This window comes from Flavobacterium sp. C3NV (assembly GCF_046825355.2).
Taxonomy (GTDB): Bacteria; Bacteroidota; Bacteroidia; order Flavobacteriales; family Flavobacteriaceae; genus Flavobacterium.
Window position 1 is genome coordinate 147819 of the sequence record NZ_JBKQBJ020000014.1, and the last position, 17573, is coordinate 165391.

7 protein-coding genes are annotated in these 17573 nt (G+C 35.4%); all 7 read left to right on the forward strand.

Going from position 1 to position 17573, the window contains the following annotated elements; translation table 11 throughout:
* Window positions 1–11: 11 nt before the first annotated feature.
* The 7 genes from ACIDC4_RS18895 to chiA all read left to right on the forward strand — a co-directional run bounded on the left by ACIDC4_RS18895 (window position 12) and on the right by chiA (window position 17156).
* Window positions 12–1532 (forward strand): SusD/RagB family nutrient-binding outer membrane lipoprotein, encoded by a 1521-nt coding sequence (locus tag ACIDC4_RS18895; protein ID WP_412044877.1) that lies wholly within the window; start codon window positions 12–14, stop codon window positions 1530–1532.
* Window positions 1533–1621: 89 nt separating this feature from the next.
* Window positions 1622–2647: a glycosyl hydrolase family 18 protein gene (locus tag ACIDC4_RS18900; RefSeq protein ID WP_412044876.1), complete on the forward strand. Its 1026-nt coding sequence runs from the start codon at window positions 1622–1624 to the stop codon at window positions 2645–2647.
* A gap of 350 nt (window positions 2648–2997) precedes the next feature.
* On the forward strand, window positions 2998–6063 hold the full coding sequence (locus ACIDC4_RS18905; protein WP_412044875.1) for a SusC/RagA family TonB-linked outer membrane protein: 3066 nt from the start codon (window positions 2998–3000) through the stop codon (window positions 6061–6063).
* Between the two features lie 11 nt (window positions 6064–6074).
* Window positions 6075–7652, forward strand: a complete 1578-nt coding sequence (locus ACIDC4_RS18910) for a RagB/SusD family nutrient uptake outer membrane protein (RefSeq protein WP_412044874.1) — start codon at window positions 6075–6077, stop codon at window positions 7650–7652.
* Between the two features lie 117 nt (window positions 7653–7769).
* A complete protein-coding gene (gene nagB / locus ACIDC4_RS18915; RefSeq protein WP_412044873.1) occupies window positions 7770–9707 on the forward strand; it encodes a glucosamine-6-phosphate deaminase in 1938 nt (645 codons plus the stop codon).
* A 159-nt stretch (window positions 9708–9866) separates the two neighbouring features.
* Window positions 9867–11933 (forward strand): beta-N-acetylhexosaminidase, encoded by a 2067-nt coding sequence (locus ACIDC4_RS18920; RefSeq protein WP_412044872.1) that lies wholly within the window; start codon window positions 9867–9869, stop codon window positions 11931–11933.
* Window positions 11934–12419: 486 nt separating this feature from the next.
* Window positions 12420–17156, forward strand: coding sequence for a T9SS-translocated chitinase ChiA (gene chiA / locus ACIDC4_RS18925; protein ID WP_412044871.1), 4737 nt, complete (start codon window positions 12420–12422; stop codon window positions 17154–17156).
* Window positions 17157–17573: the final 417 nt, after the last annotated feature.

The window sequence follows — 17573 nt, forward strand, 5'->3', positions numbered from 1 at the left end:
AAAAGTAAATTATGAAAATCAAATATATAATAGCCATGCTTGCAGTGTTTACGGTAGTTGGCTGTACAGAAAATTTTGACGAACTGGAAAAAGATCCTGTGGCATTATCCGCAAATCCGGCAGGTCAGCTTACATTTACTCAATTGTGTATGTCCGGAGACGGATACTATCAGCATAGAACCAATTTAATATATGCCGGAGGTTTTGTGCAGCATTACTCTGGTTCGTGGGCAGTAACCAACTACGGTGGTAAATTTAATAATTCAGAGGAATATGCAGTAGCTTTATGGAGAAACGCATATGCTCATGAAATGAAAAGTGTTGTTGATATTCTGGATGTAACCGGTAAAGATGCTTCGGCAGTAAACATGAATGCTGTTGCTAAAATTATGAGAGTAATGATCGCACAGCGATTAACGGATATTTATGGAGATGTGCCTTATTCAGAAGCAGGTTTAGCTTTTTCTAAAGGAATTGTAACGCCTAAATATGATAAACAACAAGATATCTATGCTTCATTTTTTAAAGAATTAGACGAAGCTTTTAATCAACTGAATGTTGGAAAAGATCTAATAAAAGGAGATTTGTTTTATAAAGGAGATGTTTCAAAATGGAAAAAATTGGCCAACACCATGCGTTTGCGCGCGGCAATGAGAATTTCTGAAGTAAATCCTGCCGAAGCAGAAAAACAAGCAAAAGCGGCGTTTCAAAATGGAGTTTTTGAAAGCAATGCTGATAACTGTATTATGCAGCATTTAGATTTTCCTTTTAGTGATGATCCTGCCAGACTGGATTATAGAGGAAACGGATTATCGTATGGTTTTATAGGAAATGAGCAGGGAGATCATTTTAGTTCATTACTAATAGATTATCTAAAAAATAACGGAGATCCAAGATTGACTATGATAGCTACTCCTAAAACAAGTAGTAGTGTAGTTCCGGGAGCAGTATTACAGCCGGGCGAAACATTATATGAAGGGGTTAAACCTGGAGTGTTTAGATGGGAGCTTCCTGGAGGATCAAATTCAGCTTCTGGTATACAGTCTTATTTAAAATTAAGAACAACTCCGTTTTTGCATGTCAGTTATTCAGAAAGTCAATTGTTATTAGCAGAAGCTGCTTTTAGAGGATGGGTTTCAGGTTCTGCTGCAGATTATTACAAAAAAGGTGTTGAGGCAGGAATTAAACAATTAGAGATTTACGGTGCAGCTCCTGCAAGTCAGGCAAGTATTGATGCTTATGTAAATGCTAAGCCTCTGGTAGCCGGGACAGAAAAAGAACAAATAGGAACACAAATTTGGATTACCTATTTGTTTAATAGTATTGAAGGATATTCAAACTGGAGAAGAACCGGATATCCTCATTTAATACCAATAACAAATTCAGATTCCGGAACAGGTGGTGTTGTGCCAACACGTTTGTACTATCCAAATGATGAGATGCAGAAAAATGAAAAAAACTATCAGGATGCTGTAGCAAGATTAGGAGGAAAGAATGATTGGCTGGGGAAAGTTTGGTGGGATGTAAACTAAAAAATAAATCTCAAATATAAAGTTATGCCTAATAAGGTGTTATTTTCATTCTAATTAAAATTAAAAACAACAAGTTTAAATTAAAAATTATGATAAAAAATAAAGCCTTATTAGGCATTCTTTTTTTTATAAGTTCTCTTTTTTCAGCATACAGCTGTTCGACAGAAAAACAATCTGATCCTGAAAATTCAAAAACAAAAACAGCAAGAGTTGTAGGGTATTTATCTTCGGATAATTTCAATAAAATGACTTCTATTCAGTTTTGTCAATTGACGCATCTTAATGTAGCGTTTGCAAATCCGGATAAAAATGGAAATTTATTATTTAACGGAGATCTTGATGGTTTGGTTAAATATGTAAAATCAGTTAATCCTAAAATTATAATTAGTATTTCACTCGCCGGTGGAGTCATATCAGAAGAACAGGCTTCAAATTGGTCTTTTTTAATCGATAAACCAGAAAACAGGCCAGCTTTAATTCAGAACATTGTCAGCTTTGTCGAATTGCATCAGTTGGATGGAGTAGATGTCGATCTCGAATGGAACGCTGTAACCTCAGGATATAGTGGTTTTGTAATTGAATTAAAAAAGAGCCTTAATGAGCGTAAAAAAATATTAACGGCTGCTTTGCCTAATAATTCCCGTTTCGAAAATATAACTCAGGAAGCATTAAATGCATTCGATTTTATTAATATAATGGCTTACGATAGTACAGGGCCGTGGTCTCCCGATAAGCCAGGGCAGCACAGTTCTTTTGAGTTTGCCAAAGAAGGAATTGATTTTTGGCATAAACTTCAAAATGTACCCAGTGATAAATTAACGCTTGGTGTGCCTTTTTACGGCTACAATTTTACCTATCCTGATGTTACAAGTTCAACTTATAATGACATTATACTAACAGGAACTCAATTTGCAGATCAGGACGAACTGGGTAAAATATATTACAACGGAAAATCTACGATTGCTAAAAAAGTAGAATTTGCTTCTCAAAACACCGGAGGAATAATGATCTGGGAAATAGTTCAGGATTCTTTTGGCGAATATTCTTTATTAGATGTAATTCATAAAAAATATACAAGTTTAAAAGTGAAAACTACCACATTGTGTGGCAACTAAATTCAAAAAAAGATAAATACTTACGTTCTTTAAATTATTAAGATTTTAACTATTCTAAAATTTATTTTATTGAATAATTATCCTTTTTTAAAGTGTTTTTTGTCGTAAAACTCACATTATTAGGTTTTTATTGCAAATGATGATTTTTTAGTAAATAAGTAAAATACCTGCATAAAACATTAGTAAATGGGTTAAACATAACACATATATTAATTTGAAAACGTTTTCGTGAAACGGATTATTGATTGATTTATGTCGTTGGTTTAAAATTTAAAGCTGTTTGTATAAATTATTTTTTTTAACAATCCCTTAAGAATAAATTTACACCATAACTAACAAAATAAATAAACATGAAAAAAATTTTCTTAATCTTTATGATTGTTTTTACGGCGCAGGTTTCGCTTGCACAAGTAAAGAATGTCAAAGGTGTGATTACAGATTCTGATGGATTGCCGTTGCCAGGGGCGTCCGTTGCAGTACAAGGAGGTCAAAAAGGTGCTACTACCGATTTTGATGGTTTGTACACAGTTGAAGTACAAAAAGGACAGACTTTAGTTTTTACTTATGTAGGTCTTGAAACTCAAAAAATAGTTGTAGGTGATGCTGCTACGATTAATGTTAAAATGGTTACTGCAGCGTCTAACGCACTTACTGAGGTTGTTGTAACTTCCTTAGGTCTTAAGAAAACTAGAAAATCATTAACTTATTCAGCTCAAGAACTTAAAGGAGAAGAGTTAACTCGTGTAAAAGATGCCAACGTTATCAATACAATTGCTGGTAAAATTGCCGGTGTTGCCGTAACAAAAAGTTCTGGAGGTACTGGAGGATCTACTAAAGTACTTATCCGTGGTAACTCGTCAATCATGAATAGCCAGCCACTTTATGTTATTGATGGTATTCCTTTATATAATGGTTCTTCAAATCAGCAGGGAAATTATAATGCTTCAAACGATTCATTTGGTAGTACTGCCGGAGGTAACCGTGATGGGGGAGATGTTGTTTCTTTGATTAATCCAGACGACTACGAAGGAATGACTGTACTTAAAGGTGCGGCAGCTTCTGTATTATACGGATCTCAGGGAGCAAATGGTGTTATCTTGCTTTCTTCTAAAAAGAACAAAGAGAACGCATCAAATTTAGCAGTTTCTTCTGTTACTACTTTCGAATCTGTTCATTCATTACCAGAATTTCAGTATGAATATGGAACAGCAAATGCACAAAAATCTTGGGGAGGAAAAGTATCATCAAATGATTTTGTAAAAGACTTCTTTAATACAGGAGTTACACAAATTACTTCTGCTGCCTTTACAACTGGATCTGATGTTTCTTCAACAAGTTTATCTTACGCTAATACATCTGCTTCAGGAGTTATTGAAGGGAACGGCTTAAAGAAAAATAACTTTGGAATCCGCCAGACAGGTAAATTTTTCGATAATAAATTAACTGTTTCTGCTGATGCTAAGTATACTAGCCAGACAATTGATAACAGACCTGTAAACGGACTTTACTCAAACCCATTAACAGGAGTATATTTGTTCCAAAGAGCAAATGATTTCAATTATTATAAAGATAATTTTGAAGCATTTATTCCTTCCAGAAATCTATACGGTCAAAACTTTTACAGCGCACCAAATGCTGATATCTATGTTCAAAACCCTTATTGGTTAATTAATAGAAACAAATCTATTGATAAGGATAATTTCTTTAACGGAAATATAGCGCTGGACTATAAAGCAAACAATTGGTTAAGTATTGGAGCAAGATATAGCTACAATAGAGTTGAAAACGATTATGATAAAAAGATTTATGCTACAACCAATACTTCTTTATCTAACATAAACGGTAGATATATAAATGTTGCTACATTAAGCACACAACGTTACGGAGATTTAATTGCTAAGATTAATACAAATTTCAACGAAAATTTTAGCTTTAATGCTATCGTAGGAGCAAGTATCAATAACACATTAGCAAATCGATCTACTACTTTAGATTCTGGTATTGTTGGCGGACTTGTAAATGCTAACTTATTTACTTTGGGTAATTTTGGACCTGCAACAGGATTAGATAACTTAAGTCTTCAGGCTACAGGTTCTTCCAGAGAAGTTCAGTCGATCTTTGCATCTGCAACTTTTGGTTATAAAAACATGTTATATTTAGACGTTACAGGACGTAACGACTGGTCTTCTACTTTAGTAAATACAGATACAGGTTCTTATTTTTATCCATCTGTAGGGGTTACAGCTCTTTTAAGCGAAATGACTACTATGCCAGACTGGATTAATTTTGGTAAAGTTAGAGGAACTTATGCACAAGTTGGTAATGACGTTTCTGCTTTCGTAACATCTCCAAAATCAACTATTCAGGGAGGTAATATTATTCCTCCTTCGGTAGGACCAAGACCAGGTGATGGATTAAAACCAGAACTAAAATCAGAATTTGAATTTGGTACTGAGTGGAGAATGTTTAATAACAGATTAGGTTTTGAAATTTCTTACTATAATTCAGAAACTAAAAATCAATACATCCAGATTCCTGCACCTGCAACAAATCCTTACGGTTATACGAATTACGGAATTAATGCAGGAAGTATCGAAAACAAAGGTTTTGAGGTTGTTCTTACCGGGAAAATCATTGCCGGAGATAAATTTTCATGGGATACAACAATCAACTATTCTCAAAACAGAAATAAAGTAAAAGAAATTCCTGAAGAATTAGGAGGTACAATTCCATTGACTCCTGTAAACAATATCAATTACAGATATGTTTTAACTGAAGGAAAACCATTTGGAGTTATTGAAGGAAAACATATTGTTAAAAACGATCAGGGAGAAATTGTTTTAGATGATAAAGGTAATGTAGCGTTAGAAGCTGGATTGCGCGAAGTAGGGAATGCAAATCCTGATTTTATGTTAGGATGGTCAAACACATTTAAATTTGGTGCTTTTACGGCAAACTTCTTAATCGACGGACGTTTTGGTGGTGATGTAATGAGTATTACAGAATCTATGAATGATTTTTACGGAGTATCAAAAAGAAGTGGAGATGCTAGAAATGCAGGTGGTGTTGCTGTAAATGCAGTGAAACCTGACGGTACAAAAGTGACTTCTATGCCTGCTGAGCAATATTATACTACAGTTGCAGGGGTTAATGGAGCTACAGCTGAATATGTATATGATGCTACAAACGTAAGTTTAAGAGAGGTTTCTCTTGGTTATACTTTCAATAAAAAAGTACTTCCATTTGTTAATACAGCAACTTTATCGTTAATCGCAAGAAACTTATTCTTTATCTATAAAGATGCTCCTTTCGATCCAAACATTGCTTTAAGTACAGGTCAAGGTTTACAAGGTGTTGATATTTATGGTTTACCATCAACAAGAAGTATTGGACTTAATTTAAATGTAACTTTCTAATTTAAAATCTCATGAAAACAAATAATATAAAAAAATCATTAATCTGTTTTGGTCTTTTAGCCTTAGTTGGTTGTACAGATAATTTCGACGAGATTAATAGTAATCCTGATGGTTTTACACAAGAGGAAACGACACAGGATTTTAATCATATTAATGGTCCTTTTAAAACCATGTTTGATAATGTAATGGTAAATACTCCGGGTTGGAAGTATCAGGTTGCTAATGATTTATCTGCAAATAACTGGGGAGGATACACAGCTGCACCAGGTTTCGACGGTGCTAATAACCTTTCATACGCACTTTCTGATAACTGGAATATTTGGTGTTGGGAAGCTGCTTATGCACAAGTAATGTCAAATTTTTATAAAGTAGAAAGAGAATCTAAAGGGAAATATGATGAGCTTTATGCTCTTGCTACAATCGTTAAAGTACAAACTTTGCATAAAATGGCAGATGCCTGGGGACCAATAGTGTACTCAAAGTTTGGTACTACTGATGCAACAATTGCATATGATTCTCAGGAAGAGGTTTACGGGCTTATGTTTAAAGACTTAGATTTTGCAGTAACAGAATTAACAAAAAGAATCGATGCCGGAGAGAAAAGTTCTTTTACAAATATTGATCGTTCAACCTACGGAGGAGATTATAAAAAATGGGTTATATATGCTAACTCATTACGTTTAAGATTAGCAATGCGTATTGTAAAAGTTAGTCCGGCATTAGCTAAAGAAGAAGCTGAAAAAGCAATTAATCAAAAATTTGGAGTAATGAAAGCGGCTTCAGATAGTTTTATTTTAGTTAAAGATGTTTCACAACATTCTCTTAGAGTAACTGCATTCGAGTATAATGACAGTCGTATGTCTGCAGATATGGAATCGATCATGGGAGGTTATGATGATCCTAGAATGAAAGTTTATTTTGCTACCTCTGAACAATTTCCTGGCGAATACAAAGGAATTCGTACTGGAGGAATAATGGGAGATAAAACGTTACACATGAAATTTTCAAACTTTGGTAAGATTATAGACAAAGACAAACAAATAGTTTGGCTGAATGCTGCCGAAATTTATTTCTTAAGAGCTGAAGGAGCGTTAAGAGGCTGGAATATGGGTGGCGATGCTGCAACATTATATAAAGAGGGTATTACTGCCTCTTTTGATCAGCTTTCTACAGGAGGTGCTGCTGATTATATTGCTGATAATGTAAAAACGGCTAAAGATTATATAGACCCGGTTGCTCCATTCAATAATGGTGTAGCTGTCAATAAAGTAACTGTTGCCTGGGATGCAACAGCAAGTAACGAAGTAAAATTGCAAAAAATCATTACTCAAAAATGGATTGCTAATTTTCCTGATGGTTTCGAAGCTTGGTCTGATCACCGTAGAACAGGTTACCCTAAATTATTGCCAATTCTTAACAATCAAAGTGGTGGTTTAATTACTACTGAATTTGGTGTAAGAAGAATACCTTTTGTTTCTACTGAAAAAGATGGAAACCCTGGAGGTGTAGCAACTGGTGTTGCAAAACTTGGAGGTCCTGATAATGGAGGAACAAGAACCTGGTGGGATGTGAATGCTCCAAATTTCTAGAATAAAATATCAAAGAACTATAAGAATTTAAGTTTGGTTAGTAAATGGTATAAGCAATGCGAGTTGCTTATACCATTTCAAAAACCAAAATTGTAAATAGCAAAAAAAGAAAAAGAAATGAAAAGTGCTTTAGAAATAAAACCTGATATCAGCTATAAAAGTGCGGGAAAATTTGAAGAAACCAGATTTGAGAAAATCCATAACGAAATCTTCAAAAATTCAGCAGAAGCTTCTATAATTGTAGCGCAGGAAATTGCGCAATTAATTAGATCTAAACAAGAAAAAGGAAAATCTTGTGTATTAGGTTTAGCAACAGGTTCTTCTCCTATAAAAGTATACGAAGAATTAGTGAGAATGCACAAAGAAGAAGGCTTGAGCTTTAGCAACGTGATCACTTTTAATCTGGATGAATATTATCCAATGACCAAAGAGAACAATCAGAGCTATCATTATTTCATGCATCAGCATCTTTTTAATCATATTGATATCAAACCAGAGAATGTTAATATTCCTGACGGAACGGTACATATTGATGAATTAAACCAATACTGCATCGATTATGAAATGAATATTAAAAACGCCGGAGGTCTTGATTTTCAATTATTAGGAATTGGGCGTACAGGTCACGTAGGTTTCAACGAACCGGGATCGCACATCAATTCAGGAACCAGAATTATTACGCTGGATCATATTACAAGAGTAGACGCTTCATCAGATTTTAATGGTATCGACAATGTTCCTAAAAGAGCGATTACTATGGGAGTTTCTACGATCATGAGATCAAAAAGAATCGTACTTATGGCTTGGGGACAAAACAAAGCCGATATCATCAAGAGAACTATTCAGGGCGATATATCTTCAGAAGTTCCAGCTACATTTTTACAAAATCATGCTAATGCAACATTTGTATTAGATCAATCAGCAGCATCTGAATTAACGCGTTTCAAAACACCTTGGCTCGTTGGAGAATGCATCTGGACACAAGAATTAAAAAGCAAGGCGATTGTTTGGTTGTGCCAAAAAACAAAACAATCGATATTAAAATTAACAGACCGTGATTACAACAACAACGGAATGTCTGATCTTTTGGCGCAGGAAGGTTCTGCTTACGATTTGAACATCAATATGTTCAACGTATTGCAGCATACCATCACAGGATGGCCGGGTGGAAAACCCAATACCGATGATTCTCATCGTCCGGAAAGAGCAAATCCTGCAAAAAAACGAGTAATTCTTTTTAGCCCACATCCTGATGATGATGTGATTTCTATGGGAGGAACTTTTTCAAAATTGATAAAACAAGGTCACGATGTACATGTTGTATATCAAACCTCTGGAAATATAGCTGTTACAGATGACGAAGCATTGAAATTTGCTGAGGTTGCCAAAGATTTTATTGGCGAAGCCGGCAGCGGAATCAACTTCAAATCTATAATTGAATTTTTAAACAGCAAATCAGAAAACGAGATCGATTCTCTTGAAGTTCGAAAATTAAAAGGATTAATCCGAAGAAGAGAATCTTACGCAGCGACAAGATACATTGGTTTAAAAGACGAGAATACACACTTTTTAGATCTTCCGTTTTACGAAACAGGACAAGTAAAAAAGAATCCGTTAGGAGCAGAAGATATTGCCATTGTAAAAGATATAATTGCTAAAATAAAACCGCATCAGGTATTTGCAGCAGGAGATTTGGCAGACCCACACGGAACGCATGAAGTTTGTCTGAACGCGATTTTTGCCGCCATGAAACAATTAAAACCAGAGAAATACATGGATGATTGCTGGTTATGGTTGTACAGAGGCGCTTGGCACGAATGGGACATTCATGAAATCGATATGGCCGTTCCGCTTTCTCCATCAGAAGTATTATTAAAACGTCATGCGATTTTATACCACCAGTCTCAAAAAGACAGGGTGATGTTTCAAGGAAATGACTCGAGAGAATTCTGGGTGAGAGCCGAAGACCGTAACAAAAACACTGCTATTTTATATGATGATTTAGGATTGGCAGAATACGAAGCAATCGAAGCCTTTAAGCGTTTTGATTACTAAAATTAAAATATAAGATTCGGGTGAGAGCGAATCACATTACAAAATTCAGATTGATTTCATAAGGAAAGTGAGGATTCAATAGAGATCATTCTGAGTTTTGTTTCTCATTTATTTAATACTGTTATCTCCGGATAACATCTTTTTCAAAAACAGTAAAAAATGAAATATTTATTAGTCCTACTATTAGCAGGTGTAACTTCTAGTGCTCAAATTAAAAAAGAGCAGCTAAATCTTATGCCCTGGCCTCAGAGTGTTGTTGTAAACGACGGAAATTTTGCTTTAAACAAAAACTTTAAAGTAAACATTACCGGAAATCCTAATCCTCGAATTTTTGGTGGAGTAACTCGTTTTTTACGTCGCTTAGATGGTAGAACCGGTATTTTTTTCGAACAAGGTTTTATTACTAAATTAAATGAAGTTCCAACAGCTTCACTTCAGATCAATTGTACCAAAGCGGGAAAAATTGGTTTGTATGAAGATGAAAGCTATCATTTAGATATCAAACAAAATCAGATTATAATCAATGCAACCAGCGATTTAGGAGCACTTCATGGCCTTGAAACGTTATTGCAAATGTTGCAGAATAACAATAACTCATTTTATTTTCCAAACTCAAAAGTTTCAGATTTTCCAAGGTTTACCTGGAGAGGTTTAATGATTGATGTTTCAAGACATTTTCAGCCAATTGATGTGATCAAAAGAAATATCGATGGATTGGCCGCTATGAAAATGAATGTTTTTCACTGGCATTTGGTAGACGATCAGGGTTGGAGAATCGAAATGAAAAAACATCGCAAACTGATTGATGTAGCTTCAGATGGAATGTATTACACACAGGAAGAAATCAAAAATATCGTAAAATATGCTGATGAGCGCGGTATTTTGGTGGTTCCGGAAATAGATGTTCCTGGTCATGGATCTGCAATACTTACCGCTTACCCGGAAATAGGAAGCAAAGTGATTACATTGACAGGAGGAACTTCTGAAAAAAATATTCAGGGTACAGCAATTACTACCTATGGAATTGAAAGAAATGCAGGTATTTTTTCGCCAACATTAGATCCTTCAAATCCTAAAACATATCAATTATTAAGTGAAATTTTTGATGAGGTTTGTCCATTATTCCCAGGCGCTTATTTTCATATCGGGGGAGATGAAAACGAAGGTAAAGACTGGGATGCAAACCCAAAAATTCAGGAATTCATGAAGAAAAACAAGTTGGCAAACAATCATGAATTGCAAACCTATTTTACCATGCAATTAGTGCCAATGCTTAAAAAACATGGTAAACAATTAATGGGATGGGAAGAAATTTTGACAAAAAATATGTCAAAAGATGCCATTATTCATTCCTGGAGAGGCCCAAACGAAGGAGTTATTGCAGGTCAGTCATTGGTTGATGCAGTAAAAAAAGGATATAAAACAGTTTTATCAAACGGATATTATATCGATTTGATGTACCCAATTGCAAGTCATTATTTGAATGATCCGATGCCAAAAGGGGCCAATTTAACTGCCGAAGAAAAAGCAAGAATATTGGGTGGGGAAGCCACAATGTGGACAGAATTGGTGACGCCAACAACTATAGATTCAAGACTTTGGCCAAGAACAGCTGCAATTGCAGAAAGACTTTGGTCAGCAGAAGATATTACAGATGTAGCCAATATGCGCAAACGTCTTGAAGTAGTTTCTTTTAGATTAGAAGAAATAGGATTAACACACATTCGTAACAAAGATGTGATTTTAAGAAACATCACAAACAATCAAAATATTGCCTCTCTAAATGAGTTCTCGAATGTTTGCGAGCCATTAAAAGGATATACACGTAATAAAGGCGGAACAGAATATCAAATGTATTCGCCATTTACACTTTTTGCCGATGCTTGCGGACCGGATGCCAAAGATTCTTTAGCTTTTGATGATGCTGTAACGCAATATCTGGCCAATAAAACACCGGAAAATAAAGCAAAAGTAGCCGCTTATTTTAATAGATGGATTGCCTTAAATAAAGAATTAGTTGCCTTGAGTGCCAATGCGCCATTAGTACAGCCAATTTTGCCTTTGTCGAAAAAGCTGACAGATGCATCACAGGAATTGTTGCTTGTTTTAGAGAACAAATCAACATTAAAAACAGATGATCTAAAAAGCTTAATTGAGCAATGTAATACAAAAGATCATGCAGATGTTGAGCTATCAGTATATGCAAGTCTTAAAAAATTAATTTAAAGAGTTTGGTTTGAGTTAGTATTTAGTAAGTTTTGTTACCATGATTATTAGTAATTTATTTATCTCTACCAGAAGTTTCTGGTAGAGGTGAATATGGTAAAAGCAACTAGATTAAAATCATTAAATCAAATAAAAAATATAGTAACCAAATAAGAAGTATTAACATTTAAAACCAAATAAAACAGAATAAAGCATAAACATGACAAACAAGTATTGAAATTGATAAACCCCAAATTTATCATTGACTAACCTAATTTTTTAAATTAAATAAATATCAATCAGTGCTATTCACTAATGATTATGGAAAATCAGTAATAGTAGTATTTATTTTTAGAAGTAATATGAATTAATTTCCTGTGAGTTGCAATGTTTTCTATTTGCAATTTATTGAAACCCAGTTATTGTTTTTTATGTGCCGTGTTTTGGCGCACAATTTATTGTAATTGGAATATTTATTTTTTTCTATTAACCAATATTAATTTAACTATGAAACATTATTACAGATTGCTTTTTTTGTTACTGTTTCCCTTACTCGCGTTAGCCCAACCAGCTCACGGCAAAAAGGTAGTGGGGTATTATGCGCAATGGTCTATCTATGCCCGGGATTTTAATATCCCCAAGATCGACGGAAGTAAATTGACGCATTTGAATTATTCTTTTTATGGGACAACTTATGATCCGGCCCATCCTGAGAACACCAAATTATTATGTTTGGACAGCTATGCCGATTTTGAGCATATGGAAGGCGGAATCCCTTGGGATGCTCCGGTAAAAGGAAACTTTTATGACTTGAAAAAGTTAAAGGAAAAGTATCCGCACTTAAAAGTTTTAATCTCTGTAGGAGGATGGACAAAAGGCCAGGATCTTTCCCCAATTGCAGCAAGTCCTGTTGCAAGAGCAGCTTTGGCAGCAGACATGGCAAAATTCATTACCACTTATCCTTTTATTGATGGCTTCGACATCGACTGGGAATATCCTCTTTCCGGCGGAACAGATGGTACTGAAGTAATCAACGGAGCACCAATTCCTCCGCAAAAGTACAGCCCGGACGACAACAAAAACTTAGTGTATTTATTGAAGGCAATGCGTCAGGCAATGCCAAATAAATTAGTTACAATTGCTGCCGGAAACAATGTTCGAAATGTATCCAAACAATACTTAGGGCCAAACAACAGATCGCAATACGGAATGACAGAAGACATCTCGACTTATTGTGACTACATCACCTATTTTGGATATGATTTTGGAGGAAACTGGTACGATAAAACCTGCTACAATGCTCCTTTATATGGAAGTGGAAACGCAAACGATCCGCTATATGGTGCAGCGCAATCAGAATCTTTGGATGAATTAACCAATCAATATTTGAATGTAGTTGGTTTTCCTGCCAATAAATTAATCATGGGATTGCCTTTCTACGGAAAGAAATTTGATCATGTGGCCAATAACGGAACCAATCCTAATTTACCGGGGTTATTCGTTTCAGCACCAAGAGATATAGTTCCTGGTTGCACGAATCCGCAAAATCCTATCGGAACCTGGGATGGCGCAGCAGCATGCGAACGTTCAGGAAGCATCGAAATTTGTGATCTGGTAGGAAATCCGGTTACGAATTCACATGCTTATTTAGATCCAAATACCATGTTGGTTACTCCAAGTGCAGCTTCAGCAGGATGGGTACGTTATTTCGATAATACAACAAAAGTTCCTTATTTATACAATGCTACTTTAAAACAGTTTATCTCGTATGAAGATAAACAATCAATGGATTTAAAAGTGCAGTACATTAAATCGAAAAATCTTGCCGGAGGTATGGTTTGGGAATTGTCTCAGGATACAAGAGGCTCAATTCCAAACTCATTATTAACTCAGGTTGATACCTCTTTTGGAAGCGTAGTTCCGGGAACAGTAAGTATTGCAGGTTCTGTAAAAAACGGATCGGCTTTAGTTCCGGATGTTACCGTAGAATTACGTAATGCAAGCAATGTAGTATTGCAAACGGTAGTTTCTACTGGAGGCAATTTCACATTCAATAACTTAACTTCAGGACAAAATTTTACACTAACAGCTTTAAAAGCGTCTTATACATTTGTTCCGGTTACTTTAAACAATGTTATAGTAAATCAAACCGCTGTAGTAATCAACGGAACACAACCGACTTATACCGTTAGCGGAACAGTTCTTAACGGAACAACTCCGGTTTCGGGCGTAACAGTTTCGGCTACATCAGGAACAACAGTTTTAACTGCAGTTTCTAATGCAAGCGGAGTTTACAGCGTTGCAGGTTTAACAGCGGGACTTAATTTTACAGTTACAGCTGCAAAATCAGGATTCTCATACACACCAGCTTCTACAGTTTATAATGCAATTGATGCTAATAAAACTTTGAATTTTATTCAAGGCGCACCAATTGTTAATTATACCGTAAGCGGAACTGTTGTAAACAATACCACTCCGGTTTCGGGCGTAACAGTTACAGCCACTTCTACAACCGGAAATTTCACAGCAGTTACAAACGCAAGCGGTGCTTATTCGCTTAGTTTGCCTTCTGGAGGAAATTATACCGTAACAGCGGCTTTAACAGGACAAACTTTTACACCCGCTTCAACAGTTTATACCAATTTAGTGGCCAACAAAACACTAAACTTTGCTCAGGATGTTATTGTAACTCCTTCAGGTAAAATTAGCGGAACAGTTAAAAACGGAGCAAATTTTGTTTCTGGTGCCAAAGTAGAAATAGTTTTACCATGGACAGATAACTCACACCCCTGGAAAAGTGTTATCGCCACCACAGATGCGCAAGGTAAATATAGTTTTGACAATGCAGTTGTAGCAGGATATACCACAATTACAAGTTTAAAATTAAACACTTGGGAAAACGGAGAAGTAGTTTATCTACCTAATAATCTGGCCAATTTTGCTGTTCCTGTAAACCCAACAGTTTACAACTTCAGTACAGGTTCTACTGCAAGAGCAGCACTGGCAAGTACTAACTTAATTAGCGGAACTGTCAAAAATGGGACAACTCCGGTTGCAGGAGCTAAAGTAGAATTAGTAGTGCCCTGGACAGATAATACGCATAACTGGAAAAGTGTCCTTGCAACAACAGATGCTTCAGGAAATTATACTTTTGATAATACAGTTACAGCAGGTTATACACAAGTTTTAAGTTTAAAACTGAATGGTTGGGAGAATAATAATACCGCATATTTCCCCAATAATCTGGTAAATTTTGCGATGCCAACAACGCCTCAGGTTTACAACTTCAACACTAATACTGTTACAATTACACCACCTCAGGTAACTATTACAAGTCCATCATTGGCAACGGTAGCCATTGCTCCGGGAACTGCAATTCAGCTTAAAGCAACTGCAAGTGTAGATGCAACTTTAACTATTTCGTCAGTAGTATTCAATATCAACGGACAAAATATTACAGCAACACTTTCAGGAACAGAATATGTAGCAAACTGGACACCGGTTGCAGCAGATTTCAACAAAAATTATACGTTGAAAGCAACAGTAACCTCTTCAAGTGGTACAACAGCCGAAAACACTAAAGCATTCTCTTTACAATGTTCAGGAACAACTTGTCCTAATTCATTGCCTGTAATTACTTGGAATTCACCATCGGGTACTGTAAACCAGAGTTCTTTTCAGGTTGTGCCAATTTCAGTTACAGCTGTAGATAGTGACGGATCAGTTTCAGGTGTTACTATTACAATAAATGGAGGGACATTCAACATGACAGCAGGTACAAATAATACCTATACGTATAATTTTACACCATCTGCTTATCAGGATTATCCAGTTGTAATCAAAGCAACAGATAATAAAGCTGCAGTAACTACATTAAACAATACAATTAAAATTGCTCCGGTGAGCACGAATAGATTTATCCCGCTTCCATCCAAAATTATTTTAGGATACGCACATTCCTGGGAAAATGCTGGTGCTCCGTTTTTATACTTCTCTCAAATGGTGGGAAGTAAATTTAATGTAGTAGATTATTCTTTCGTAGAAACCGTTAATCGCGATGGTTATACACCAGTATTAACTACAAATGATACCCGATATCTGACCAATGGTGTTTTCAATAAGCAATTGTTGAAAAATGATATAAAATCCTTAAGAGATAGCGGCGTTCCTGTTATTGTCTCTATTGGAGGTCAAAATGGTCATGTTGTTTTAGACAATGTAACTCAAAAGAATATTTTTGTTAATGGTCTAAAAGCCATTATCGATGAGTATCAATTTGATGGAGTTGATATTGATTTTGAAGGCGGATCAATGAATTTTAATGCAGGAGGTTTAAGAGATATTTCTTATGCGGGTATTTCTGCTTATCCAAGATTAAAAAACGTAGTAGATGCTTTCAAAGAATTAAAAGCGTACTATGGTCCTGGATTTTTATTAACTGCAGCTCCGGAAACCCAATACGTACAAGGAGGATATTCTACCTATACAGATACTTTTGGTTCCTTCCTGCCAATCATTCAAAACTTACGTAATGAATTAGATTTGTTAGCGGTACAATTGTATAATACAGGAGGAGAAAACGGATTAGATGGTCAATACTATGGTTCAGCTAAGAAAGCAAACATGGTAACAGCCCTAACCGATATGGTGATAAAAGGGTATAACATTGGTACAACAGGAATGCGTTTTGATGGTTTACCAGCCTCAAAAGTTCTTATTGCATTACCAGCTTGTCCAAGTGCAGCAGGCAGCGGTTATTTAACTCCGGCAGAAGGAATTAGTGCTATGGATTATTTAAGAAACGGAACCACGTTTTCAGGAAGAACATACACTATGCAGCCAGGCGGACCTTATCCTTCTTTAAGAGGTTTAATGACCTGGTCTGTAAACTGGGATGCATCTTCTTGTGGTAATTCATCTGAATTATCTAAAGCCTATGCTGCGTATTTTGCTTCGCAGTCAACAGCAAAAAAACTGTCAGTAGATACCATTGAAGCAAATAACACAACTGTGGCTTATTTCAAAAACGATGCATTATCAGTTACAAATGACAACCAGGATATCGCTCAGGTAGAGGTTTTCAATACTATCGGGCAATTATTGGTGAGTCATAAAAACATTCAGAATAACAAAGAAGTACTGCTTCAAAATTACAGTTTCTCAACAAAACAAATATTTGTAGTGATCATAACAGACAGAGCAGGACACAAAAAATCACTGAAAGTAATGAACTTTTTAAATTAATTAATGAATGAAAATTTAGAAATAAAAAAATTAGGACGGTTAAAATTGAGTTTGGTTATTTATTTTTTAATCTAGTTTTTATTTCGAATAAATGCATCAAATTTAGGTGATTTGTTATTTGGTTTTCACCCGGAGGCGAGCATTATGAACCTGGCAATTATATTGTCAGGTTTTTTTTGTTTTAAAGTGAAGTACAATTAATAGTGATTTTTTTAGGAGCTATTTCCTGCTATTCACTTGTATCTTTTATTTTTTTAAAGGAAAAAAATAAAAGGATACCGCTTCTATCAGGGCTAGGGCACTCGTTTTAATAAGAAATTATATTTTCAAATTATGTATTAGAGTATCATTTTTAACACAAAGTAACCCGAGTATTGTCATCCTGACGCAGGAAGGATGACACCAGAAACTCCGCAT